The sequence below is a fragment of the Grimontia sp. THUN1695 genome, from assembly GCF_059704325.2.
In genome coordinates this window covers 295,909-319,187 of sequence record NZ_AP046576.1, presented here as the reverse complement: position 1 = coordinate 319,187, position 23,279 = coordinate 295,909, and the positions used below count along the sequence as shown (strand labels likewise).

Here is a 23,279-nt window from a genome sequence, read left to right as displayed (position 1 = left end):
TCATTTGACATATACCCAAATGAATTACAATCCACTAGCTTTAGGAAATGGATACAAATACCTGCCAAACGAATACATTGTGTTGCTATGCAGGTCATGTATTAAATGAGTACAAGGAACGAGAATTAGCATGCTATCTTTTGAAGCACTTCAGGTTTTAGATGCCATTGAGCGTAAGGGTAGCTTTGCCGCTGCCGCAGATTCACTTAACCGTGCGCCATCATCACTGAGTTATCAGGTCCAGAAGCTTGAGCAGGAGCTGGATTTGGTGATTTTCGATCGCTCGGGACACAAAGCTGTCTTCACTGACGCTGGCAAATTATTGCTTGAGAGAGGGCGTATTTTGATGAATGCCGCTGATGAATTGGTGGCAGATGCAAAATCTCTGGCTCATGGCTGGGAGTTGGATATCACCATTGCCTTTGATGGCCTGCTTACTGCCCGTCACTTTTTCCCGCTGGTGGAAAAGCTTGGACGTGAGGCCAGTACCCGGGTGCGGCTACAAGAAGAAATCCTCGCAGGTGCCTGGGAATCGCTGGAAGATGATCGCACGGATATTCTGATTAGTCCCAAGCCACCTACAGCGCCTGCGGGTGTCAAAATCCAGGAGATCGGCTACTCCGACAGCTATTGGGTCGCAGCGACAAATCATCCTATTCATCGCCATGCTAACCCTTTCGATGCCAATGTGCGTCGTTTGTACCGCAGTATCTCGGTGGCGGACTCTGCCCGTAATGCAAAAACCTATACGTTCAACATCCTTGACGAACAGCCGCGCCTGACGGTTTCATCGATGACGGAAAAGTACCATGCCATTCTTGATGGTTATGGAATTGGTACGATGCCGGACTGGTGGATAAACAAAGATATTGAAGAAGGGCGGTTGAAAGTCATTGACGGCAGTGGTCCACAGAAACTCTACTGGGTAATGGCTTGGAAGCGTAACCGGATGGGAAATGCCAAAATCTGGATGTTACGCGAAATTCCACGACTCCTGAAAGTGCTCCAGCCGGTTACAGAAGGCAAAGTAGAGTAAAGGCACAGAGCGGAATCACATCAACCCGTCGGTTCTGGAATTCAGAGCCGACAGACAGTTTACTATTAGACAAAAAGTATTTTATTCTCAAATAATCAGTGGGTTGACTGTTAAAGTGGCAGATCCATATCAACAATACCATCCTGTAATTGCACATCGATACTGAAACCGACTTTTTGCGCTAAAGCAATCATTCCCGAATTTGATGGCATCGTCATCCCGTTCAGGCGTTTTAATCCGCTCGAACGGCCATAACTGATGATCTTCTCCATCAGGATACGGCCTAATCCCATGCCCTTAAGATCTGAACGCACCAATACGGCAAACTCTGCATCTGTATGCTCGGGGTTTGCTAATGCCCGCACTACGCCGAGTATTTCTTCGTTGCTATCATTCAGGCGGTGAACAGCAACAAAAGCCATTTCCCGGTCGTAATCAATTTGGGTCAGGTTTGCCAGTGCTTCATGATTTAGTTCGCCAACATCAGAGAAAAAGCGTTTGTACAGATCTTCGACCGATACGTGTTCGATAAAGGATTTATGATTTGGCTCATCTTCAGGCAGGATAGGGCGCAACAAAATAGCGCGACCGTCTTTCAGGCTGGCTTTTTCTTCCAACTCTTTCGGGTAAGGACGGATAGCCAGGCGCGATGTGGCGTCACCCTCAAACGGGGAAAGTCGGATCGATGCGTCAAGTACGGTGAAACTGTCCCCGGTTACCAAGAGAGGGTGAATATCGAGCTCGGTGATTTCCGGAACATCGATAAGGATTTGTGACAGGGTCACTAAGAAATGACAAAGTGCATTCACATCCAGATTATAAGGGTGGCCACGCTGGCGCAATTTGCCGGACTTGAGCGCACCAATCACTAGATAGCGTGCCAGTGCCATATTGAGAGGAGGGATCGCGACAGCAGCATCACGGTTTATATCCCACTCAGACCCGCCTTCACCGAGCAAAATGACCGGGCCGAATACCGGATCATAGCGCACACAGACACGCAATTCCTGCGAGCCAGCGCGGTTCGCCATGCTCTGGATTTGCAGTCCTTCAATCCGGGCGGTGGGATAGGTCATGCTGACCCGGTTCAGCATAAGCTGGGCAGCATTGGCAACTTCGGTGGCGTTATTCAGATCAAGCATGACACCGTTGACGTCAGATTTGTGGGCAATGTCTGGTGAGCGGAGTTTGACTGCGACCGGGTAACCGACTTGCTCTGTGATCTGGGCGGCTTCTGCGGCATCTTCTGCAAGCCATGTTGCCATCACATTGATGCCGTATTTAGAGAGGAGCGGCCGTGCTTCATGGGTTGTCAGGGTGGTCAGGTTTTCATCCAGTGCCTGCCGAATCAGCGCTTTTCCGCCTTCCACGTCGTAATCAATCTGGCCGATAGATACCGGGGTTTCCATCAATTGTTTCTGGTTACGGCGGTATTCCACCAAGTGCATAAAGGCAGTGACGGCGCTTTCTGGCGTGCGGTAAGCGGGAAATCCAGCGTGTGCAAAGGCTAGACGGGCAACGGTGGCATCATCACTTTCACCTTGCCAGTTCGTGAGGATATTGAAACGTTTCGCGCGCTGCGAATTTTTCAGCATGTCAGCCAGCGCTTTGGCCGTCTTTAATCCTGGCGCAGTAACCGAGGGCGAGTGAAGGATCAATAACGCATCGGCCTCATCGCTCTCGAGCAGGATTTCGGTGACCTTTTTATAACGTTCTATGTCAGCATCACCCACGATATCGACGGGGTTTGACTGCGACCAGCTGGCCGGAAGCACCGTATTGAGCTTGCTGATGGTTTCTTCGCTTAACACGGCTAACTTGCCCCCCATTTCCAGCAAGGTATCGACTGCCATGATCGCCGGGCCTCCACCATTAGAGATAATCGCAAGGCGCTCACCGCGCAACGGTACAGAATGGGACAAGGTTTCTACGGCGGCAAACAGCTCGTGGGTAGTTTTTACGCGCAGCATACCGGAACGTCTGATGGCTGCATCATAAGCGCCATCCAATCCCATTGCGTTTTCTTGAAGGTGGGGAAGTACTGCCGCACCTTCAGGTGTCCTGCCACTTTTCAGTACCAGTACCCGACGGTTACGCGACGCGGCCCGGGCGGCAGAGATAAAGGCCCGCGCATCCTGGATATTGTCGATATAAAGCAGGATCGCATCGGTTTTACTTTCCCGGCTGAGGTAATCTAACAGTTCAGGAAAATCGATATCACATGCCTCGCCCAGAGAAATAAAGGTAGAAAATCCAATACGGCGGTTTCTGGCCCAATCGAGAATGGTGGTACACACCGCAGCAGATTGAGACACAAACGCGATATTGCCCCGGTTTGCAGGGATAGGGGAGAAAGATGCGTTCAGGTTAAGCCAGGGAAGGATCAGACCGAGACTGTTTGGGCCAATAACCCGCATCGCATACTGTGAGGCGATTTCCCGCATCACTTCAAATTCGCTTCTGCCATCCTCTGCTTTGATTTTTTTCATACCAGCAGCGAGAATAATCGCCATTTTGACGCCTTTTTCGCCCAGTTGGCGAATCAGTTCGCTATTTCGCGATGCGTGAGTGCAGAGGATAGCCAGATCCGGAACCAGAGGTAATGCTTCAATAGTTGGATAAGCAAGGATCCCGGCGACTGCCTGATATTTAGGGGTTACAGGCATAATTGGTCCCTGAAATGCCCCTGACTGAAGGTTGCGAATGATGACGTTACCTGTGCGTCCCTGAGTGTCTGATGCGCCAATAACGGCAATGGATTTTGGTTTAAACAAGGTGTTCAGGCTGGTCATTTCCCTCTCCGCGTAAGCTAAGCGAACCGTTGTATCTTACTTGTTTTGTCATCTTGATGATTCAACTGGTTAGCGTCGTTGTGATCCGTCGCTAAATCCGTCGTACGGTAAGTCAATGAGTCAGAATGATGTGTGACATATGGCAGATACTGATCAGAGTGGTCGTGGTTTCAGTTGAATGAATCATTGGCTGGGTTCAGAATAAGGACAGTGACTCCTAAAGTAGAATATTCATGAAGAAAATCCTTTCTATCTTATTAACCCTTGCGCTTACCGGGTGTGCTGGAGGAACCAGCACCACACAAATTTTGACCCAGTCTTCTGAAGAAGAAGTGATGCCGGTCAGCCAGCCAGTCGCTCCCGCTCCTGAGCCTGAAACTGTGACGCCGAAACCGATGCCAAAACCTGTGGTAGCGGAAAAGCCGAAACCACCTAAAAAACCTGTAGCAAGTGAATCAACCACTTATACGATTCAGGTGATCGCATTGAGCCATAACAAGGGCTTTAACGATTACATGAATAAGTTACCGTCTGACAAGCCGGTCTGGTCAAACAAAAAAATGGTCGACGGTTTGCCTTGGTACACCTTGCTTTATGGTGAGTTTGCATCGAAAGATGATGCCAAACGTGCGCTGAATGCATTGCCAAAGGATATCAAGCAGTTTGGTCCATTTATCCGTTCAATCGTTTCTATCAAATCATCGTCGACACCAGAAATGACGCGATTAAACTAAGCGGCTGAAATACTGGGGAAAGAGAGCGAAAGCTCTCTTTTTTCTTGTCTGAAGAAAAATGGAAGACAACATTGGGGGTACCAACGGTTGGTTTTTGCGCAATCACGCAAAAATTGCCTGATATTTGCGTTGGATTAAATGAAACGGCCAATTTGTTTGTCTACTATAAGGGCCTCACGGATTGTGCGATTGGATTTTATACCCCTGAGCGTGTTGTCAGGGCAAAGTAGGAATGGTCATGAACCCAACTAAAGTATTGTTGTTGTGTGGTGGCGGTAGCGCTGAGCATGAAGTTTCATTGGTATCAGCAAATTATCTGGAATCTGAGTTAAATAAGCTGCCGTCTGTCTCGGTTATCCGTGTTGAAATCACTAAAAACAATGGCTGGAAAGACAGTAAAGGGCAAGACTGCCGCCTGAACCTGGATAAAACCCTCAAGGTCGGCGATGAGATTATCAATATCGACTTTGCTGTACCTTGCATTCACGGTTTTCCCGGTGAAACCGGTGATATTCAATCTTTATTTGAGCTGGCAGGCGTGCCTTATATGGGGTGTGATTCGTCGGCAAGCAATGTTTGTTTTAACAAGATCACATCAAAGCTTTGGTTTGATGCTATTGGTATTCCAAACACACCGTATGTTTTTCTGACGGATAACAACGAAGACAGTGTTCGCAGTGCTGAGGAAGCCTTCGAACGTTGGGGCGCAATTTTTGTCAAAGCGGCGTGTCAGGGCTCGTCGGTTGGTTGTTATAAAGTCACCGAAAAATCCGCAGTGCGCGAAGCAGTTGTCAGTGCATTCGGGTATTCAAACCAGGTGTTGGTTGAGAAAGCTGTTCGTCCACGAGAGCTGGAAATTGCTGCTTATCATTACAATGGTGAAGTGGTTGTTACCCGACCAGGCGAAATTGCCTGTCCGGAAGATACCTTCTACACCTATGAAGAGAAATACGGCTCCGGGAGCCATAGCCAAACGACTGTTGAACCAGAAAACCTGACAGAAGAGCAGATAGCCCAAATGCGGGAATACGCAGAAAAAGCGTTTGTGAATTTGAAACTAAAAGATCTGTCGCGTATCGATTTCTTCCTGACACCAGAAGGCGATGTGCTGCTGAATGAAATCAATACCTTCCCGGGTATGACACCGATTTCTATGTTCCCAAAACTGGTCGAACACAACGGCCATACGTTTTCGGAGTATCTGGAAAGCTGTATCCGCGCAGGTATCGCCAACTAATCTTTTTCGAGCTTACGCTTAAATTTATTCATCGCCTCGTTTCTTGCCTTCTTGTTACCCACATATTGGGCAGGCATGGCGGGGCTTTTCCATCTTCCTTGCTGTTGTATCTCTTTAATAGAAAGCCCAGAGGCCGATAAATCCTGGGTTGCGCCCACCCGCGGTGACTGGCCAGAGAATGTCAGAGAACCCTCAACACCTAATTCTGATGCAGCCCGACGGAACACCCGATAAATAGAGGAGTGATCCATCGGGGCGTCACCCAATTGCTGGTGCTTATTAATGCGTCGCAGGAGAGGACCATCAGTGATGCCTGTCAGAGTTAACCATTGTTCAATAAGTCCTGTGGCTTCTTGGGAGAGCTCAAGTGTATGTTCAGCAATATTCAGCATGCCGGTTTCTTCTGTCAGAGAGACATCGTTAACACTGATGGCTGCTAATTCACTGCGTTTCAACATGCATTCGAAACAAAGTGTCCAGATAAGTAAATCCCGGATATCCTTTAATCTTTCACTCGTGCCCAATTTTTCTTGAAGCATTAGCAGGTGCGTGTAATGGAATGCATTCGCCTGTGTCGCTTCATCAGCTTTATCCTGATACAGCCGGTTTAGGGTAAACCGGACTTCACGATGCCGGGTAGGGTCTTGAAGCGAATGGAGGCGGTGCATCATAGAAACCGTAATGACATAGCGCTTAATGCTGGAAACTTTGCGACTAGTTGCCTGTTTTTCCACAAACCGTCTTACCGCTGTTACCGCAGCAGGAAGGGGGGAGACATTCATTTCCCTGCAGTACTCAACAAATACTTGCCAGTCATTCTGGAAACTCAATAAGGAGTTGCGGCTGTATAAGCCATTTGTGAGCATATTCCAATCATCCAAAGAGACATCACCGCACTTGAATACAGCAAGGCTTTGTTTGATTTCAGCAGGATCGCTAAGAGGATGTATCTTTTTCACTTTATAATGCACTATAACTTATTATATTTGTTTTCAATTATCCCAGCATAGGGAGACTTTGAAAAGGGAAATGATCACATAACCTAAAGTGTACTGCTGTTTTTTACCGTTTTTTAAAGGCCTTAACACTGGCGGGCTATGTAAAACTAGTCTAATTTACACAGTAGAAGTAAATTTTGTTGCATATTCTTTTATGATGAATCTACTGAGAGTTACTGCCAATGAGAAAACGCTTATTCCACCGTGGTCACAATATCGAACTGACCGACGAAAAGGCCGGGCAATACAGCGCGCGCCTTGGGGGAAGGCGCGTCTCCGGTACCTTGTTGGGAATTAAACAATCCATCGATTGGTGGTGTGATACCAATGTGGTATGTGAGCCCAATGAATTCGATAAGCAAGAGTTCAATCCACCACAACAAAAAGGTGTTGAAGACTATAAGGGAATTCAGATCATGAATGATACCCCTGACAACAACAATTCTTGGTACATGATGATCAAGGGAAGGCTCCTCAAAGGTTCGCTTCCTGCGTTAAAACAGTTTATAGATAAAAGGGTAGCGACAAAATCTTAAGCTAACTGTTCTCAACAATTATTCTCATCACGGCCATCCTACTAATTCTTCCAGAGAAGCTTCCATTTAACGTATTTTGCCTGTTAGCATTAACCCCATTTTCATGCATCAAAGAGTGAATGATGAGAGACGATAACAGCTTATTGGTTTATTCCACCGAAACTGGACGTATTAAGGAAGAAAAACATGCGCCGACTCGCGAGAAAGGTGACGGCATTGTTCGTATTCAACGCCAGACTAAGGGTCGAAAAGGTAAAGGTGTTTGTCTGGTTACTGGTCTAGATCTGGACGATGTGCAACTGAAGGTTGTTGCTACAGACCTGAAAAAAGTGTGTGGTTGTGGTGGCTCTGTCAAAGATGGAGTGATAGAAATTCAAGGGGACAAGCGGGATCAAATAAAAGCTTACCTTGAAAAGAAAGGCCACACAGTAAAATTGGCTGGCGGTTAATTCTTCTAATCATTTTCAAATCGAAGTGTCAGATCTGGTTTAAAGCTTGAAGCGCCCGACCAATTTTCTAATAGAGCCACTCATTTGGTCTAAACTGTCTGATTGCTCAAGTACTATCAAAAGCGCGGGTCAAGATGATGACAAAGATAAATCCCGTTAGAAGCGGCCGGCAACCACTCAAGCTTGCTTCTTATTAGATAATTCACCAACGCTAGAAGAACTCAGTTGGAACAATACGATCCAACTGAGTCTCTTAGAGAATTGGTAATTATCTATTTTATGGTAAATAGACAATTACGTTCAATACGACGCTTTCTATGAAGAAAGTGGGTGATTGCAGGCTTAAGGAAATTAGATTTGGCGTATCTGTGCATGTTATTTAACATAAGATGTATAATGCGCACTGCTGGCATGTGTTTTAACATTTTACAGTTTTTGCCTCTAATCCCTCGCCAACTGACTGATAAATATCAATTTTATATGGAAATCTCGACCTTTTTCGTCTTGTTGCTTTTTCAATAATCATGCAAACTCATTGAGACATTTTCGACACATCCCCGGTGTATTACGGGATTTATTGAAAATACCGATGGTGCGCACCAAAACCAATCGAAAAAAACATTCATTAACCGATTATATTTGTGAGGTGACGCATGTTACAGGATGCATTTCAAACTCTGTTTTGGCGGGAATTTCCCACCGTTCAGGACGGCGCGGCGTATTTTCACGTTTCCAGCAACACCATTCGCCGTTGGCTCTCTGGGCTCACGCCCGTTAACCCGATGGCAGAAAAACTGCTAATCATCAAAGCGCGGGGCTATCTGCCGAATGATTTGAACTGGGACGGTTTTAAGGTCAATGAAGAGCGCGCGGTGATCATCACCCCCGAGGGCCGGGAGTTTGCGCCCCGCGAGCTGGATGGTTTTCCGCTGTGGCGTGACCAGTATTACGCGTTGCGTGAGCGCTACGGTCTGATTGACCGCCCGCCCGTCAGGCCTCCTCTGGAGCCAATGACCGTGTACCGGGGTGGCCATCGTAAACAGGCGGCGCCGTGGATACCCACGCGGGACAAAATAAAACGACGGGAAAAAATAAAACGGTAAGAAACGGCCCGCGGTCGCGGGCTGGTTAGCGCTTGAGGCGTTTGAGTACCAGTGCCCCGACCACCACCACAAACCCGGCCAGCAACATGGTCCTTTCTGACACATCGAGTTTGACGGTTAACGGCTCGGGTGTGGCCACATTGACACCAAACTGGTTAGGTATCATGCGGTGGCCTCCATCCGGGTTTCAATCACGGTGATACGGCGCTCCATGCGCCAAATCAGCAGCCCAACCCCGACCAGTACCGGGGACAGGCCCATCTGATTCAGTTCAATGAGTATCTGCCCCATCACGCCCCCTTAAACTGGTCGCGCACGGTCTCCCAGAAACCGACCGCAACCGGGATGGCGGTGCCGATGATGCCGCCATAACTGACGCCTGCCTCGGTGACGGTGGCGGTAAACAGGTGTCCCTGTCCGGTTGCCAGCGCCACCCCCGAGCCAATCAACGCCAGTCCGCGCACGGTGGACGGCTGTGTTAGACGGCGTTTTAGGGATTCAATAACGTTACGCATTAAGGTTTATCTCCTGATTAATCAAAAAGCCGTCTGGGTCGCGGTAAACCTCTGCCCCGCCTGCGCCTGCTTTCCAGCCGTCACAAAAATACTGACCTGCGGATAAAAGGCCGTCGGGTTCGTCAGCCTGATTAATCACCCCGCGCGGGTTAATCAGCAGGTTTTCACTGCTGCCCCCCTGCGCGAGCGTCACGGACTGAAAGGTGATGTTCCCACCAAAAATATTGAGACTTGCCATCAGTTGACCTCCTCCAGAATGCGCACATTGACGGTGTCCGCCACGGTGTCAGGGTCCGCACTGGCATACAGGGCCGCCTCGGTATCAATCGAAAATGGACTCCCGGCAGGGACAGGGATTTTGTCATTCTGGCTGGTCTGGTAGCCGCCGACATAGATATTGCCATCCAGCGGAATGATCAATACAGAGCGACGGCCCGCGCGGGGCGAAACCAGCATCTGTTCGGTTTTCGGCACGTCTACACCCCGGGTGTAAATGGTGGACGTCCCGGCGGTGGACACGTCCAGACGGTTACGGCTGAATGCGGCGCGCCCGGCGTAGATTTCCGCCAGTGTGTTGTATTCGGCCGTCAGTTCAATACGGCCAAATTCCGCCGGAAACGTGAGCACGTCACCCACACCGACATCGACGATTTCCTGCCAGTTATCCCGCACCCCGTAAAAGGTGGCTTTAACGGGGGCGCCGGAGAGTAAAGCAAACTGGGTGCCCCGCAATGCCAGCGTCTGCACCGCGGCAGAGAGTGAGATTTTCTGGGTCGCCATTATTTGAACCCTCCACGTAATGCGGCAGCGACACCGACCGCCGCCAGTGACAGCGCCACGTATTTGGTCATCTGCTGCGCGCTGCCTGCGTCACTCGACAGGGTCAGGTTTTTCGCCACATCAAGGGCGGCACTGGTGGCCCCCTCCGCGCTGACCAGTGCTTTATTAACAATGTCCTGTGACAGGTCAGACATTTCACCAATCGCGAGCTTGGACACCGCCTCATTGCTTTCAATGGCATCGCGGCCAAGCCCGAAGGCATCCGCCGCCGTCTCGCTCATGGCTTTTAAGGCGGCACTGACTGCGCCGTGGTCGGTGACAGACAGCGACACACGGCTGTTATTGACCCCCGACAGAATGACCCCGGTGTTGTCGCCGTCAACGTGGCTCTGTCCTGACGTCACGACGTTAGTGGTATGTGTGGTGTTGGATGATGATGATTTTCCGCCCATTAGATGGTCATCCTCAAAACGTATTCGTGGTTGTCGGGGCGCGTTTCAGCCAGCCGGAACGGGTAGCCCAACATATTGAGATAGCGCAGCTCGCCGCGCCGTGTGGTGTGGACCCTAAGGGAGGTTGCCCCAATCGCTTTGGCGGTCGCCACTATCGCGGGGGCGGCAGTGGCAAGGCGGTGAGGGCCGGAAAACCCGACAATCACCAGCTCCCGCCCCTCTGCCCGTAACAACATGACCGCGCCGTGACAGCCAAAAATAAACTCATTACCGAGTGCGGTTTGCGTTTTGGCGTCGTTCATGTAGTCACCCAGTGCCGCCGCCAGTGCGGGGGCGGCCTCTGACCATGACAGGGGTTTAAGCGTGGCGCTTGTACACATAGAACGCCCCTACCGCCAGCGCGGCAATCCAGACCCATTGCGGCAGGCCATTATTGACCGTCAGGCCGCCGAGCTGCCATTGTCCGCTGTGGTGGGTTCCCCCCCACGCGCCGGACGGTCCGCCCGCGCCACCTGTGATGGTTTCCAGTGCACCCAGCGCGCCTGCGCCAAGAGATAACGGCTCCATACTGCCCCCTTATTTTTTCAGCAGCATCACCGCGCCGAGCCCCAGCACGCCCAGCATCAGCATCTGATTGCTGACACCCGGCACAAACCCGGCACGGGCGGCGGTGTTTACCTGGCTCGGGCGCTCGGGCTGACTGGTCACGGGAGCCTGAGAGCCCCCGGTCGCATCCTGCCCGGCCTGAATGCGTTCATATTCCAGATACGCCCCGGCGGCCTGCCCGAAAAAATCCATGGCCCCGGCGGCAAAATCACCGAGCCATGAATCCGCCTTGGGGGCGGTTTCTGCGTTGGGGTTAAGTGCATCCGTTGCTTGCGCCATTGTATGCCCCCTTAGAATCCGCCGTTAAACTGGTCGAGGTATTCCACCACCACATCCACCGCGCCCGGGTTTGCCAGCGTCGGACGGATGCGGAAATCCTGCACCCCTTCCAGTACCAGCGCCTGTGACATGTCCCCTTCTAACATGAAGTCCATCGACATTTTGTCACTGGTTTGCGGGTCGCGTTGGTAATCGGTCTGGATTTTCGCGGTCAGCGTTTTGTCCAGTTCAAACACGTTGCGGCCGTTCATGTCCAGCTCACAACGGGTAATGTCCGGGCTGTAGAGGTGAATGGCGGCGATACGTGCGCCACGGGGCAGCGGCAGGTTGTCGATTTCCTGCTCACCTGCGGTGGCAAATGACACCGGAAAGGTTTTGATTTTGGTGATAATACCAATCGGGGACTGGTTGCCCTTGATGGCGTGCGCTTTCAGGACCGGGGCCGTGGCGGCGCTGTCAATATCAATCAACAGGGTCAGCGTCTGCACGTCACTGGTGCCGATGGCAAACACGCGCTGCTGTAGCGGGTCATCCATTTCCGGGCGAATAAACCAGACGGGCAAACTGGAGGCCGTGGCGGTGCCGCGCTTGTAGTGCTTGTTCATGGAGTTCAGGCGCTCGCCGTCTTTCCATTTCTGCACCACTTTGCCGTTCACTTCCAGACGGATGTTTTTCATTTGCGCCAGCGTGACGCCTGCAAATTCCAACAACAGCATGTGAAAGGACAGGCCCAGCGGCAATTGAAGCGTCGCGGTTGCCCCTGCAACGACGTTTGAAAACGAAGGGAGCTTATGGGTTAAGCGCATGTCACCCCCTTATGCGTAAACGATTTTTTTAACGGGCTCAACACGGTTAGCTACCCAGAGGGTCGCCAGTGTCACCAGTACGAGCGGCGCATATTTCTTAATCATGCTTATGGTTCCTTATGACGTTTCACAACGTGATAAATCGGGACGTCTCACGACGTGCCGGGTTGATAGTCCTTATCTAGTCAAGGTGATATTGACGCTTTTTTCAACACTTTTGTCCAACTTTCCGTTACGTTATGGGCGCTCTGAGGGTCTCGACCCGCTGATGGGTCAGGTTCCCCTTGGTCACGGACAAATCCGCCCGTCGGAATGCCACCCAGTCCAATTGCACCAACCCGGCCAGCGCCTCCGGGTTAATGTTCATCTCCCGCGCCACACGCATCCGGTCCGCATCCATCCCGAGCAATCCGGTACGGATGATGGCCGCCTGACTGAGCGCGGTTTTATCCGCCTCTGCCGGGCGCTGGGTCACGGCGATGACTTTTATCGCCCGTTTCCGTCCCCGGCGCAGCAAACGCCCCCACGCGGGCGGGGCTTTGGCGGGTGAGGTGACATCAGCGATTTCCTCTGCGACCGCCACACAGCGCCCCCACGCAAACACCGCATTGCACCAAAAATCAAACGCCGCGCTCCCCTCGCCCACATAGGCAATTTTCAGCGCGCCCTTGGGGTAGCGGTAGAGGTGATCGAGAAACGCCCGGGCGCTGTCCACCCTGACAAACCCTTTCAGCTCGCTGTATTCGTCATCCGGGTCAAACACCGCCACCCGTGACGCGTTATCAATCACCCGTTTGACGTGGGACGATTTCCCGGCCCCAGTGGTGCCGCAAATGTATTCATGCTGGGCCGTTAAGGCGGTATCAATCCGCTTATCGCTCATTGAGAGCCCCCTCTTTCAGTGTGTTTTCAGGCGCGGGCGCGGGGTCATCGCTGGACAGGGTGTCCCCGTCGTCCGGCTCGGGTTTCTCACGCAGCGGCACTTTCATTGCAATGCGCGGCAATGCCACGGCCGACACAGCAAGCGTTAAGCCCAATGCGGGATGTTTGAGGATTTCCGCCGCTTTGACATGAGGGAAATAATGCTGGATAGTGCGCGCCCCCTGCTCACACACCGCGTCCATTTCCTCCGGCGTTACCTGCCAGTTCGGCATTGCCAGCGGGACAATCATCATGGCGGCGGTCATCAGCGCGCCTTTCATTTCCGGGTCTGCGGTGAGCACATCCTCTGATAGCGGCGCGAACGTCAGGCCGTCTTGCTGTGCACTGCCCCCGGGGGGCGTCAGCGGTTCACCCCCATCGAGTGCCACCGCTTGCGGTGCAAGGGCTTTCAATTCCGCTTGCACGTCGTTTACGTCGTCTTGTTCCATGTCTCTGTCTCCCGACAGTGAAAAGTGAATTTACCCCCAGAGGGCACTTAAAAACCCGCCGTCATCATCGCGGGGGGCTTTGTCAGGTTGCGACCCTGACAGCGGTATCATGTGCCTTTCAAGCCATGCCTGACCCGTGGGTAAGTTGGGCTTAATCATGCCCGCCTCACCCAGATAGTAGAGTTTGCCGCGTTTGTCCTGACGTACCTCTGCCATGTCGCCCGCAATCGGGCATTTAACGTGCCCTATGGTTTCCCGTGCCATGCTCAGCCCTCCCCGTGTTCAATGGTGACGGCCTGCTTTTCGTTTTGCTCGATACTGGCGCGGATTTCGCGTAATTCCGCATTCACGGATTTGACCCACACCACCAACAGGCGCAGCGGGGCCAGAAAACGGCCATAAATCGGGTGTTTGGTCGCGACTTGTACTGCTTTATCAATCTCGCCCGTAATATTCTCCAAATGTTCGTTGTTCGCCATAGCTGTTAAGCTCCAGTGTTGCCGGGTCCCACCCGGTTTCTTTTAGCCAACTGACGCGCGAATCATGGATTAACAGCTCATCCCTGAATGCGGTAAGTTCCCCTTTAAAGTGTGCTTTGATTTGTTGTTTTAACAGGCGGCAGCTTTCTACGTCGTCGCTCTGCATGTTCCACCCACGGTGCCCCACCGCCCAGATTAGGAAGCGGTCGAGGTGATCACGGGCGTTTTCTCCATCGAAATGCACGAGCGGATGGTCATCGCTGACCGTGCGCCCGCACTCCCGAATTTTGGCGGCAGTGGCATCCATCACCCCGTCTAACTGAGCGAGCCGGGCACGCAGTTTCTGCACCCGGGTTTCCATCTGCTCTGGGGTGAGTTTTTTCGATTTCTTCACAATCTGGAGTGCGCGCGCACTCGCCGCGATTTTCTTTTTCGTCTTGCTGCGCAACCGGATGATTGGTTTTTTCCACTTGCCCAGACGGTGGCGGTATTCGGCGATAATCGCCCCCATGCAATCTGCGTCGAACGTCGCCAGACATTCCCATCCCGGCGCGCGTGAACACTGCGCAATGCCGTAACGGTTGCCCCGAATCAGTCCCTGCTCGCCGTTGTCACCTTTAGCAGCATAGCCCACCGCCTTGATGATGTATTTACCCGCCGCTTTACCGTGTTTGATGCGTTCAAGGTGCGCAAGGCCATGCCCCCATAACGCTTCAACACGTTCAGCCCATGCCCGGAAAAGCGGTTTTGGCACCTGCCAGTTAAGCAGCACATGCACATGGGGATTAGGCTCACCGTCATCATTGGGCGGGCACTCTGCCACCCATATGTAATGAAAATCCCCGTTACGTGGGCGCACTTTCAGTGGGTCGCGTTCCGTTACGTTATGTAAGGGATGGTCGTCCCCGTCGCGTTCCGTTACGTAATGGAAATCAAACCCCCGCTGAAAGACCTTTTTCGCCCCATCCAGAAACCGGGATACCTCCCGGCCGATGGTGGTTTCCGGGGTGTCTTCATCCCCGGCAAACAGTTTTTGCCGCGCTTCGGGGGCAAAAGTCAGCGTCAGGAACGTGGTAAACCCGTTATGTAACGTTGCCACGTAGGCGGCAGATTCAAAGATTTTGCCCACCGCTTTCGGCGTCAGGCGCTCGGAGAATCGCGCACCCGTGGTAGGGGCCGGCGCATCCTGCGGACGCGGTTGCACGAATATCCCGGCGCGGTATTTGCCCGACCATGGTTGGTGCATGATGCGAAATGCGCGGTTACGCTCTGAAATCCGGTGCCCGTTGTGGTGGCTGTAATCGTCGTGGTGCGTTCGTGGGGTCTGGTCAGCAAACCGAATGCCGACCGTCCCACCGTCTGCCCTGTGTTGCAGGAGCTTTGCCTGATTGGCTATCAGGGTGCGTCTTTCGTCTTCATTTGACCGTGTCGGACTTTCGCACCCTTGGACGAGCCTAGCCTCTCCACCGCTTCGCGGTGCGCCTGCGGCGGGCAGGTCTGGGCGTTGGTTTCCCTTCACCGCTTCACGGTGATAGAACTCCGCGCGGATTAATTCGTGGTGACGTTCTTTAAACCATGCCTCCGGCGTAGTGCCGTTAACGGGGTTTTCGAGTCGGGCGCATAGAAGGTCGCCGGGGATAATGGCCCCGGCGATGTGTTGAATATCTTTTTGGGTGAGCGTCCAAAAGGAATCAGGGGCTTTCGCCCCGTCCGCCTCGACGCTTGGGGATTCTTTCATGCCGCCACCCCGACTAACTCAACAGTGACCACCTCAAACTGTTTTCCTCGTTTTTCGAGTTTGGCACACACGGTGTCAATATCGCCATGATGCAGAAACAGCCGCGCCCCGGCCAGTGACCACGCCGTCATGACACGGTTTGTTCGGGAGATTTCGTAGAAAAAACGGCCATTGATACGAATGGCGTAGGCTTGCTTTCTTCCGTTACGAATACTCATACCCACCCCCGCACCGAACCAATGACAGTCAGCATTAGCCCAACAAACGCCCATCCATACACGATAACAATCGCGCTCTCACTGACTGGCTCAATCTTGCGGGTGTTGGCGTCCCGGCCCATCCAGAACCCCACCCCAAACAAAATCACACTCAACAATGGCGTCATAGCGCGCCCCCACTCGCCATGCGCAATTTCATCATGCGTTGAGCGGCGCGTTGAAAACGGGCAGAGTAACGAAGGTCAGGACAACCCTGTTTGCGGTTCGGGTCTTTTTTGAGGCCGAGGTCGGCGCGGATTTTATCTATCCAGAATTGGTGATTCACTTTTTCCATGTCTGCATCCCCATGCATTAGCGTCGTAAAAAGGCTAATTCACCCATAATGATGACGTCAACGTGCCGTGAGGCATAGAAAGTGACATGATGTCAGGCTAAGATTTAACAAATGGCGTCAATATCGGGTGAACGGAATGAGTTATTTAGTGGAACTTTTGGACGAAGTGAAAATCAGGCATGACATAGCGTCAGATTACGCTCTTGCCCAGAAATTGGGCGTTGCGCGCAATGCTATTTACCAATGGAGAAAAAATCGCAGTTCAGCCGAGTGGGAAACCATATTCAAACTGGCGGATTTACTGCAATTAGACGACCAAAATGTGGTGTATAAAATCCTTGAGGAAAAATACGATAATCCCCGCCTAATCAATACGTTACGACAAGGCGAACGGGTGTAATTTTTATTTACCCGTTGATAGATAATGCGTAGTTTGGTGTGTAGGCGCTAAGTTGTAATGTCACTTTTAAGCAAAGTTCAGATGTCCCCTTGAGCTAGTCTTTTTTGATTGCCACAGCCAAGGGATTATCGAGATGTTGATTACTATGAGTGACAAAGAAATTAGCCGTGCCGATGTTATCCGTGATGCTTGCGATCGTCGCCTTCGACGTAAAGATGCTGCAAGCCTCTTGTCGCTTACGGAACGTCAAGTACAACGTCTGATAATTCAATCTCTTCCAGATTGTTCGCCCATGAAATGAATTCGGACAGCCTATCTTTATCAATGTCGTTTAAATCTACGTTCACGTTGCATCCCCTAGTCTATTTATTGATTCACTATAGACATTTTTAGCTCTTATGAACGAAAAAACAGACAGGACAATTTACTAATCGTTAACCGCTCCGTTCAACCCAAACTATGCAATACCTTTCACTTACTCATAAACCACAAAGTGACATTTCTACTTTGCAGAGCAAGGTGACATTTTCAACTTAGGATTGACAAAATCTGTAGGCACAAAGTTATCTGAGCTCATTAGATATGTCACTCATGTTCTCGTTTTTAGCCGCTATTAGTACTTAGTACTGCACTTCTATCTTTCATTCTCAATCAAAGAGATAATGTCTTTGGCTTTAACGAAATGGTTTAATTCGTGGGTTTGAATCCACCAGGTAGCGGCTTCCATTAGCAGTTCTGGATCATCATTCTTGTTAGTGAAAAAGGCGTAAAAAGAAACACTTACATTCTCTCCCTTAGATAGAATCTTCTTTTTACACACATCAATAACTTTGTTGCGCAACGAATCTCTCATAATTTCCTTATTTATGTGCAATGATACTTATCTGTACATAAGCACAGATCCCTTGAAAAGCGACGCGCCCCTTCCACTTTTTTTCATTGCTTGAACATTTCCATTACTAATGGCACGACTTTGTACCAGACCACCGCACCAATGCCGATCCATACTAATAGCCAGAATAGACGCGACAACCAGGTGTTGCGTGTGTGGTAACCAGCTGGATCAGGCTCTCCACATCCAGGACACGAAAGTGCATGTTTGGAAACTTGTTTTTCACAAACAGGGCAAGAAACTAATGGCATGAGAACCTCTTCCATTTCTGAATTCGTTATCTATTCCCCCTGGAGCCTTCTAATCTTAGAGTTCAGGGATGTTAAACCTGCCATTCTATTAAGATTGGTGCTACCAAACTAGATGTCGTTTAGTATAAATGACAGAAACGAACATATTACGGGGAAATTAATGAAACGAAAGTGAGGAGGACCAGTATAAATCCTCCTCCATGAGAGAAAGTTATGCTTGGTTTGGTACGATCTGAATTTCTACACGGCGGTTTTGAGCGCGTCCTGTAGACGTATCGTTTGAAGCGATCGGTTGTGTCTCACCATAACCGGTAACATATAAGCGTTTGGCATTCACTGCTGAGCGTAGAAGATAACTCTTTACACTCTCCGCACGCTTTTCAGATAGTGTCATGTTATAAGCAGCATCACCTGTACTGTCAGTATGTCCTTCAATACTCAGAAACGTTTTGTCATACTCATTCATAACACGAGCAACGGCATCAAGGGATTGATAGAAACTGGGAGATATTCCGCTTTGGTTGGAGCCAAACGTAATATTTGAAGGCATAACAAGACGGATGTTGTCTCCTTCTCGCACCACTTCAATACCAGAACCTGCCAATTCTTCACGAAACGCAGCTTCCTGACGGTCCATGTATTGACCCACCGCAGCGCCAGCCAAGGCGCCAATTGCAGCCCCAATAAAGATCCGCTTGTCTTTATGGTTGCCAGTCGCTTTGCCTAAAATAGCACCTGTTGCAGCCCCAATCGCTGCGCCCTTACCTGTGTTTGTTGCACAGCCACCCAACATTAAAGAAGCTGTAACCAAAGTAACGACAGGAATGGATTTACGCATAATTCTATCTCCTTCTTTGTACCCTCATACTTCGAGGGATTGTACTTGGCACATTTACCAAGGATATGCGTGAGTTGGCGAATCGTAAATTCTATAAAAACCGGATTGTCAGAGTATTGCAAAGTTCACGACATAATTGAACACTGTTTTATATTTATACAGAGTATAACAGCGATTTCTGTAGAAAATGGCTATTTTTGAGAAGAACCATAGATGTAAATAGTTAAGTGTTTGTTGTATAGTATGCGCCCCATGATCCCACGGGGCGATATTGTTAGTGTTGGAAGTTCCAAGGTAGGAGCGCATCGATATCGGGCTCAGATTTCGCTAACTCTTGCATGCACTTGACCATGTAGTCGTAGAGGATGAGTCCGTTGGCCTTTGCTGTCTCGACGATACTGTAAAGCATCGCGCTCGCGTCAGCCCCACTAGGGGTGGTCGAGAAGAGCCAATTTTTTCGGCCAATAACCAGCGATTTGATTGCGCGTTCAGCGCGATTGTTGTCTATCGATAAATGACCATCGTCGATATAGCGGGTGAGCTTCGGCCACTGACCGAGCGTGTATTTTATCGCCTTACCCAGCGGGCTAGACTCAAGCACTTTCTGAGTTGTCATCCATTCATAAAGCTCATCCAGTATCGGCTTAGCATGCTCTTGGCGCTCTGTTTTTCGTTTTTCCGCAGACTCTCCTTTTAAGCGTGATTCTATTCCATAAAGCTTCTGGATTTTGGCCAGCGCTTTATCCGCTTTACCTGACTTACCTTTGCCTTGAAGCTTTTTCGCGTCCATGAACTTGCGCCGAGCATGCGCGAAGCAACCGACATTGGTGACGAGATGAAGCCCATCATAAACACCATAGCCATCGGTTTGCAGATACCCATCATAGTCGCCCAAGAAGGCAACAGGGCACGCCCTCGCGCGACTGTTTTGATAGTCGTACAAGACGATATTTTTCACATTGGGGAGTGCGGCATCTGGCGAGTCTGCGCCCGAGCAGTAGAGCCACATGTAACACTGTTTATCTTCTTTGAGGACATTGAGCGGCGTTTCATCCGCCTGAATCACCACTTGCTCAAGTAGGTGCGTTTTTAAGGCCGCATAAAGTGGAGCGAACTTCTCACTGACTTGGATAATCCACCTTGCCATGGTGGTTCGTGAGAGTTCGATACCCGACTGGGTAAACAGGGATTCTTGACGGTAAAGTGGCATCGCATATTGGTATTTGCCGAGGATGATATTGGCCAACAAGCTTTCTGTGGCGAAGCTCTTCGGGATAATGCTTTGCGGCGCTGGCTTTTGAACAATGTGGCTGTTGTCCTGAGTTTGCTCGCATTGGCGGCAAGCATATTTAGGACGAACATATTCCAACACTTTGAGTACCGCTGGCGTGAACTCAAGCTTTTCACTGCGGTCTTCACCGATTTTATGCAGACTATGTTGGCAGCAAGCGCACTGCTTTTCATCGTCGTCTAAATCGAGTTCGATAACCTCACGAGGCAAGGTCTTTGGCAGGGGCTGACGTTTACCGCGTTTCTTCGTTGTGATGGTCGTTGTGACAACTTCAACCTCTTCTTCCTTAGCGGCTTCACATTCCACTTCGTTGAAGAGGTCACCTTGGGATTCATCGTAAGGCTTTAACGCCTCCGAGCGTTTAGCGAACTGACGGTCGAAGGCAAGTTTGAGCTGTTCAAGTAGGGATTGACGCTCTTGTTGCCACTCATTTTTCTCCGACATCAGCGCTTTCACCATCGCTTGTAGCTCGGCAACATCTTGGCTTTCTGGGTTGAGATTTGGCGTCTTTTTCATGGCATTTATTATACTAAAATCATGCCGTTAACGCTTGGTGGATAAGGCTATATTATCGCTTAAGTCATTGTAAAATCGTTTATTCTAACGGGTTTATGGCCGATAATCGTGAAGCCTGAAAGCAGCCTATCAAGCTCGAAATGAGTCAGGGTAAACACGTCATTTTTCTCTTTTGTAGGCCACTTGTACTTGGCTTTTTCAAGGCGTGCGTATTCCGATTTACTTGAACAGCCATTCCGGTTTTATTTGAACACCTCAGATCAACGCATCGTTGGCTAACCGATTTTTAACTTAAGTGTTCAAGTGGCGTCAACGGTCGCCAGTATTTTCCTCATTGACTCTCCTTTCAGTTTTATCCGGTGTGCATTGTGCATCAGGCGATCGAGGATGGCATCGGCCAACGTGTTATCACCGATGGATTGATACCATTGGTCGGTGGGGAGTTGGCTGATGAGGAGGGTTGAGCTACTGCCATGGCGGTCATCCATGATCTCCATCAGGTCGTTGCGCTGCGCGGCTTTTAGCGGTTCTAGTCCCCAGTCGTCCAGGATGAGCAGGTTGAGTTTAGCCAGGCTTTTCAGCTTCTTGCTGTAAGTGCCATCGGCTTTGGCCTGGGTGAGTTCCATGAGCAGACGACTCACCCGGTAGTATTTCACCGTGTAGCCTTTCAGGCAGGCGGTGTTAGCAAGCGCACAGGCGATATAGGTTTTCCCGGTGCCGCATGGCCCGGTCAGTAACAGGTTTTGCTGCCGCTGTAGCCAGTCGCATTGAAGCAACCCTGTCATGACACTTTTTTGCAGGCCGCGCGGGTGCTGATAATCGATGTCCTGGGCGGTTGCCGCAAGTTTTAGTTGGGCCTGTCTGAGCAGGCGCTGTTGTTTACGGTTATCCCGTTCATGGATTTCCTGGTCGGCCAGCAGTTGCAGCCGCTCAGCGAAGCAGAGGTCCTGATACTGGCCCGGTTGTTCGAGTTGCTGGCTCAATGCTTTTGCCATGCCACTCAGTTTGAGTTGGTGCAGTTGGGAGAGTGTGGTGTTTACCATGGGTTTTCTCCTTAATGGAAGCTCTGTGGGCCACGGATATTTTCGTGGTGCTGAGGGAGTGTCAGTGTTTCCTGGCTGGATTCACTGATGAGCTTGTCCTGATTACTGTTTAAGATGTCTTTGAGCTGTTGCAGGCGATAGAGCTGATGTTGATTAGCCAGTTTACAGGCGGTATTGAGCCGCTGCGGTGGATACTGGCTGGCTAATCGCAATGCGCCCAGACAGACGCGGAACGCCTGCTGTGGATGCGGTTTGCGTTTAAGCTGCGCTTTTACCCAGACAAGCACGTCATCGCCGATGTCCTTCGCCCAGTTCATCAGACTGCCCTCACTGACTTTGTGGTAATGCTGGTGCTGTACAGGCATGTGCTGCGGTGTAGTGGTAAACCCGTAGCGGTCATTACGGGGGTGGCTGGCAACGCATTTACCCTGGAAGTAGATTTGCACTAAGCGCGGCTTCGCGTGAAGCTCAACCCGCTCACCAACCAGTTGATGCGGTACTGAGTAAAGATGGCTCTCATACTGCACATGGTAATCAATGTTCACTTTAGCCTGGCGGATGTCAGTGTATTCATAGGCATGACACGGTAGCGGTTTTAAGGCGGGTTTATCCAGTTCGTCGAACCACTGCTGACGGGTTCCAGCCATTTGTTTGAAGGGCTTACTGTTTACTTCTATCAGTAACGCGCTGATGCACTGATTCAGCTCATACAGTGAGAAGAAGGTGTGATGGCGAAGCCGGGCTAATATCCAGCGCTCAATGATTTGTACACCCACTTCGGCCTTGGCTTTATCCTTCGGCTTATACGGTCTGGCCGGCACGATGGCCGTATCATAGTGAGCCGCCAGTTGCTGATAGGCCGGGTTGATATCTGGGTCGCTTTTACAGGCTTTGGTGACGGCACTTTTTAAGTTGTCCGGCACCACCATAGTGGGGACGCCACCGAGATAGTCAAAGGCCCGAACGTGGCTGCCCAGCCAGTCTTGTATACCTTGCGTCCAGGTCGCTTCGGCGAAGTAATAGCTGCTCGCTCCCATGGCCGCCACGAAGATTTGGGCGTGCCGGATCTCGCCAGTCTGTGGATTCACAACAGGCATGGTTTGCCCTGCGTAATCGACGAACAAGACGTCACCTGCCCGGTGATGCTGACGCATGGAGCGGCGCTGTTTCTTCAGCCAGTGCAGATAGCGGTCGCAGAACTGGGAATAACTGTAACAGCGGTTGGGGTATTGCTGAGTGTATTCCTCCCACAACAGCAGCTTCGTCACGCCCTTACGGCTTAGTTGCTTACGTAAGTCTGCCCAATCCGGCTCTTGGAATCGCTTGGCATGGCGGGTATCGGCTTGCGGATAAAAGCAGCGGGCCAACTGCGCATCATCCAGTTCACCCGGCAGTGGCCAGGATAAGTTCATGCTCTTGGCTTTGCTGAGCAGTGTTTGAATACTACCGACACTGACTTTGGTGCTGCGGTGGATCTCTCGGATACTCAATCCTGCCGAGAAATGCAGCCTTAAAACCTCTCTGATTTTACGCATTGTGATCCTTTTCAAACCTACCCCTCACTCGCCAACGAAAAGTCAGTGGTT

General features: G+C 50.8%; 33 protein-coding genes. 7 read left to right on the top strand and 26 right to left on the bottom strand.

Annotated elements, in window-relative coordinates; all coding sequences use genetic code 11:
* The first annotated feature begins 130 nt into the window (after positions 1-130).
* Positions 131-1,036, top strand: coding sequence for a LysR family transcriptional regulator (locus tag AC6IB1_RS01590; RefSeq protein WP_497566631.1), 906 nt, complete (start codon positions 131-133; stop codon positions 1,034-1,036).
* Positions 1,037-1,146: 110 nt separating this feature from the next.
* Here the strand turns inward: AC6IB1_RS01590 and AC6IB1_RS01585 are convergent, their stop codons facing one another.
* Positions 1,147-3,828 carry a bifunctional acetate--CoA ligase family protein/GNAT family N-acetyltransferase gene (locus AC6IB1_RS01585; RefSeq protein WP_497566630.1) on the bottom strand — a complete coding sequence of 894 codons (2,682 nt, stop codon included), beginning with the start codon at positions 3,826-3,828 and terminating at the stop codon, positions 1,147-1,149.
* Between the two features lie 233 nt (positions 3,829-4,061).
* Between AC6IB1_RS01585 and AC6IB1_RS01580 the strand changes: the two genes are divergently transcribed.
* Together AC6IB1_RS01580 and AC6IB1_RS01575 are read left to right on the top strand one after the other, a co-directional pair.
* A complete protein-coding gene (locus AC6IB1_RS01580) occupies positions 4,062-4,562 on the top strand; it encodes an SPOR domain-containing protein (protein WP_497566629.1) in 501 nt (166 codons plus the stop codon).
* Between the two features lie 238 nt (positions 4,563-4,800).
* Positions 4,801-5,799, top strand: a complete 999-nt coding sequence (locus tag AC6IB1_RS01575) for a D-alanine--D-alanine ligase (protein WP_497566628.1) — start codon at positions 4,801-4,803, stop codon at positions 5,797-5,799.
* On the opposite strand, the gene AC6IB1_RS01570 is transcribed toward AC6IB1_RS01575, so the two are convergent.
* The gene (locus AC6IB1_RS01570) at positions 5,796-6,758 is read right to left on the bottom strand and encodes a tyrosine-type recombinase/integrase (protein WP_497566627.1); all 963 of its coding nucleotides are present in this window, start codon (positions 6,756-6,758) and stop codon (positions 5,796-5,798) included. The genes AC6IB1_RS01575 and AC6IB1_RS01570 overlap by 4 nt on opposite strands.
* 221 nt (positions 6,759-6,979) lie before the next feature.
* On the opposite strand from AC6IB1_RS01570, the gene AC6IB1_RS01565 reads away from it, so the two are divergent.
* The 3 genes from AC6IB1_RS01565 to AC6IB1_RS01555 all read left to right on the top strand — a co-directional run bounded on the left by AC6IB1_RS01565 (position 6,980) and on the right by AC6IB1_RS01555 (position 8,885).
* Positions 6,980-7,333, top strand: a complete 354-nt coding sequence (locus AC6IB1_RS01565) for a DUF3319 domain-containing protein (protein ID WP_497566626.1) — start codon at positions 6,980-6,982, stop codon at positions 7,331-7,333.
* A gap of 122 nt (positions 7,334-7,455) precedes the next feature.
* Positions 7,456-7,782: a stress response translation initiation inhibitor YciH gene (gene yciH / locus AC6IB1_RS01560; protein WP_497566681.1), complete on the top strand. Its 327-nt coding sequence runs from the start codon at positions 7,456-7,458 to the stop codon at positions 7,780-7,782.
* A 653-nt stretch (positions 7,783-8,435) separates the two neighbouring features.
* Positions 8,436-8,885, top strand: a complete 450-nt coding sequence (locus AC6IB1_RS01555; RefSeq protein WP_497566625.1) for a DUF3653 domain-containing protein — start codon at positions 8,436-8,438, stop codon at positions 8,883-8,885.
* A gap of 25 nt (positions 8,886-8,910) precedes the next feature.
* Here AC6IB1_RS01555 and AC6IB1_RS01550 read toward each other — a convergent pair whose 3' ends face one another.
* From AC6IB1_RS01550 to AC6IB1_RS01465, 18 genes are all read right to left on the bottom strand, one after another.
* Positions 8,911-9,051 carry a hypothetical protein gene (locus tag AC6IB1_RS01550; protein WP_275873687.1) on the bottom strand — a complete coding sequence of 47 codons (141 nt, stop codon included), beginning with the start codon at positions 9,049-9,051 and terminating at the stop codon, positions 8,911-8,913.
* Positions 9,048-9,176 (bottom strand): hypothetical protein, encoded by a 129-nt coding sequence (locus tag AC6IB1_RS01545; protein ID WP_497566624.1) that lies wholly within the window; start codon positions 9,174-9,176, stop codon positions 9,048-9,050. Before AC6IB1_RS01545 ends, AC6IB1_RS01550 begins: the two co-directional genes overlap by 4 nt.
* Positions 9,176-9,400 (bottom strand): hypothetical protein, encoded by a 225-nt coding sequence (locus AC6IB1_RS01540; protein ID WP_497566623.1) that lies wholly within the window; start codon positions 9,398-9,400, stop codon positions 9,176-9,178. The genes AC6IB1_RS01545 and AC6IB1_RS01540 overlap by 1 nt, the downstream gene beginning before the upstream one ends.
* Positions 9,393-9,638 carry a hypothetical protein gene (locus AC6IB1_RS01535; protein WP_497566622.1) on the bottom strand — a complete coding sequence of 82 codons (246 nt, stop codon included), beginning with the start codon at positions 9,636-9,638 and terminating at the stop codon, positions 9,393-9,395. The genes AC6IB1_RS01540 and AC6IB1_RS01535 overlap by 8 nt, the downstream gene beginning before the upstream one ends.
* Positions 9,638-10,180: a hypothetical protein gene (locus AC6IB1_RS01530; RefSeq protein WP_497566621.1), complete on the bottom strand. Its 543-nt coding sequence runs from the start codon at positions 10,178-10,180 to the stop codon at positions 9,638-9,640. The genes AC6IB1_RS01535 and AC6IB1_RS01530 overlap by 1 nt, the downstream gene beginning before the upstream one ends.
* The gene (locus tag AC6IB1_RS01525; protein WP_275873671.1) at positions 10,180-10,632 is read right to left on the bottom strand and encodes a hypothetical protein; all 453 of its coding nucleotides are present in this window, start codon (positions 10,630-10,632) and stop codon (positions 10,180-10,182) included. The genes AC6IB1_RS01530 and AC6IB1_RS01525 overlap by 1 nt, the downstream gene beginning before the upstream one ends.
* Positions 10,632-11,012, bottom strand: coding sequence for a hypothetical protein (locus AC6IB1_RS01520; RefSeq protein ID WP_275873670.1), 381 nt, complete (start codon positions 11,010-11,012; stop codon positions 10,632-10,634). Before AC6IB1_RS01520 ends, AC6IB1_RS01525 begins: the two co-directional genes overlap by 1 nt.
* Positions 10,990-11,199, bottom strand: a complete 210-nt coding sequence (locus tag AC6IB1_RS01515) for a hypothetical protein (protein WP_275873668.1) — start codon at positions 11,197-11,199, stop codon at positions 10,990-10,992. Before AC6IB1_RS01515 ends, AC6IB1_RS01520 begins: the two co-directional genes overlap by 23 nt.
* Before the next feature lie 9 nt (positions 11,200-11,208).
* Complete coding sequence (locus tag AC6IB1_RS01510) at positions 11,209-11,517, bottom strand: hypothetical protein (protein ID WP_497566620.1); 309 nt, start codon at positions 11,515-11,517, stop codon at positions 11,209-11,211.
* An 11-nt stretch (positions 11,518-11,528) separates the two neighbouring features.
* Positions 11,529-12,323 carry a major capsid protein P2 gene (locus AC6IB1_RS01505; RefSeq protein ID WP_497566619.1) on the bottom strand — a complete coding sequence of 265 codons (795 nt, stop codon included), beginning with the start codon at positions 12,321-12,323 and terminating at the stop codon, positions 11,529-11,531.
* 232 nt (positions 12,324-12,555) lie between these two features.
* Positions 12,556-13,206: a helicase HerA domain-containing protein gene (locus tag AC6IB1_RS01500; RefSeq protein ID WP_497566618.1), complete on the bottom strand. Its 651-nt coding sequence runs from the start codon at positions 13,204-13,206 to the stop codon at positions 12,556-12,558.
* Complete coding sequence (locus tag AC6IB1_RS01495) at positions 13,196-13,693, bottom strand: hypothetical protein (RefSeq protein ID WP_497566617.1); 498 nt, start codon at positions 13,691-13,693, stop codon at positions 13,196-13,198. The genes AC6IB1_RS01500 and AC6IB1_RS01495 overlap by 11 nt, the downstream gene beginning before the upstream one ends.
* 30 nt (positions 13,694-13,723) lie before the next feature.
* Positions 13,724-13,957 carry a hypothetical protein gene (locus AC6IB1_RS01490; RefSeq protein WP_497566616.1) on the bottom strand — a complete coding sequence of 78 codons (234 nt, stop codon included), beginning with the start codon at positions 13,955-13,957 and terminating at the stop codon, positions 13,724-13,726.
* Positions 13,958-13,959: 2 nt separating this feature from the next.
* Positions 13,960-14,172 (bottom strand): hypothetical protein, encoded by a 213-nt coding sequence (locus tag AC6IB1_RS01485; RefSeq protein ID WP_497566615.1) that lies wholly within the window; start codon positions 14,170-14,172, stop codon positions 13,960-13,962.
* A complete protein-coding gene (locus tag AC6IB1_RS01480; protein ID WP_497566614.1) occupies positions 14,129-15,910 on the bottom strand; it encodes a rolling circle replication-associated protein in 1,782 nt (593 codons plus the stop codon). Before AC6IB1_RS01480 ends, AC6IB1_RS01485 begins: the two co-directional genes overlap by 44 nt.
* On the bottom strand, positions 15,907-16,128 hold the full coding sequence (locus AC6IB1_RS01475) for a hypothetical protein (RefSeq protein ID WP_497566613.1): 222 nt from the start codon (positions 16,126-16,128) through the stop codon (positions 15,907-15,909). Before AC6IB1_RS01475 ends, AC6IB1_RS01480 begins: the two co-directional genes overlap by 4 nt.
* A complete protein-coding gene (locus tag AC6IB1_RS01470) occupies positions 16,125-16,295 on the bottom strand; it encodes a hypothetical protein (protein WP_275873658.1) in 171 nt (56 codons plus the stop codon). Before AC6IB1_RS01470 ends, AC6IB1_RS01475 begins: the two co-directional genes overlap by 4 nt.
* Positions 16,292-16,462 (bottom strand): hypothetical protein, encoded by a 171-nt coding sequence (locus tag AC6IB1_RS01465; RefSeq protein WP_497566612.1) that lies wholly within the window; start codon positions 16,460-16,462, stop codon positions 16,292-16,294. Before AC6IB1_RS01465 ends, AC6IB1_RS01470 begins: the two co-directional genes overlap by 4 nt.
* A gap of 136 nt (positions 16,463-16,598) precedes the next feature.
* Between AC6IB1_RS01465 and AC6IB1_RS01460 the strand changes: the two genes are divergently transcribed.
* Positions 16,599-16,862, top strand: a complete 264-nt coding sequence (locus AC6IB1_RS01460; protein ID WP_497566611.1) for a transcriptional regulator — start codon at positions 16,599-16,601, stop codon at positions 16,860-16,862.
* Positions 16,863-17,496: 634 nt separating this feature from the next.
* On the opposite strand, the gene AC6IB1_RS01455 is transcribed toward AC6IB1_RS01460, so the two are convergent.
* From AC6IB1_RS01455 to istA, 6 genes are all read right to left on the bottom strand, one after another.
* Complete coding sequence (locus AC6IB1_RS01455; protein ID WP_497566610.1) at positions 17,497-17,715, bottom strand: DUF6500 family protein; 219 nt, start codon at positions 17,713-17,715, stop codon at positions 17,497-17,499.
* Between the two features lie 83 nt (positions 17,716-17,798).
* The gene (locus AC6IB1_RS01450) at positions 17,799-18,005 is read right to left on the bottom strand and encodes a hypothetical protein (RefSeq protein ID WP_497566609.1); all 207 of its coding nucleotides are present in this window, start codon (positions 18,003-18,005) and stop codon (positions 17,799-17,801) included.
* A gap of 211 nt (positions 18,006-18,216) precedes the next feature.
* Positions 18,217-18,843: a YiaD family glycine zipper/OmpA-like lipoprotein gene (locus AC6IB1_RS01445; RefSeq protein ID WP_497566608.1), complete on the bottom strand. Its 627-nt coding sequence runs from the start codon at positions 18,841-18,843 to the stop codon at positions 18,217-18,219.
* Positions 18,844-19,117: 274 nt separating this feature from the next.
* On the bottom strand, positions 19,118-20,650 hold the full coding sequence (gene tnpC / locus AC6IB1_RS01440; RefSeq protein ID WP_497566607.1) for an IS66 family transposase: 1,533 nt from the start codon (positions 20,648-20,650) through the stop codon (positions 19,118-19,120).
* A 299-nt stretch (positions 20,651-20,949) separates the two neighbouring features.
* Positions 20,950-21,693 (bottom strand): IS21-like element helper ATPase IstB, encoded by a 744-nt coding sequence (istB, locus tag AC6IB1_RS01435; RefSeq protein ID WP_497566252.1) that lies wholly within the window; start codon positions 21,691-21,693, stop codon positions 20,950-20,952.
* A gap of 11 nt (positions 21,694-21,704) precedes the next feature.
* Positions 21,705-23,228, bottom strand: coding sequence for an IS21 family transposase (gene istA, locus AC6IB1_RS01430; RefSeq protein ID WP_497566251.1), 1,524 nt, complete (start codon positions 23,226-23,228; stop codon positions 21,705-21,707).
* Positions 23,229-23,279 lie beyond the last annotated feature (51 nt).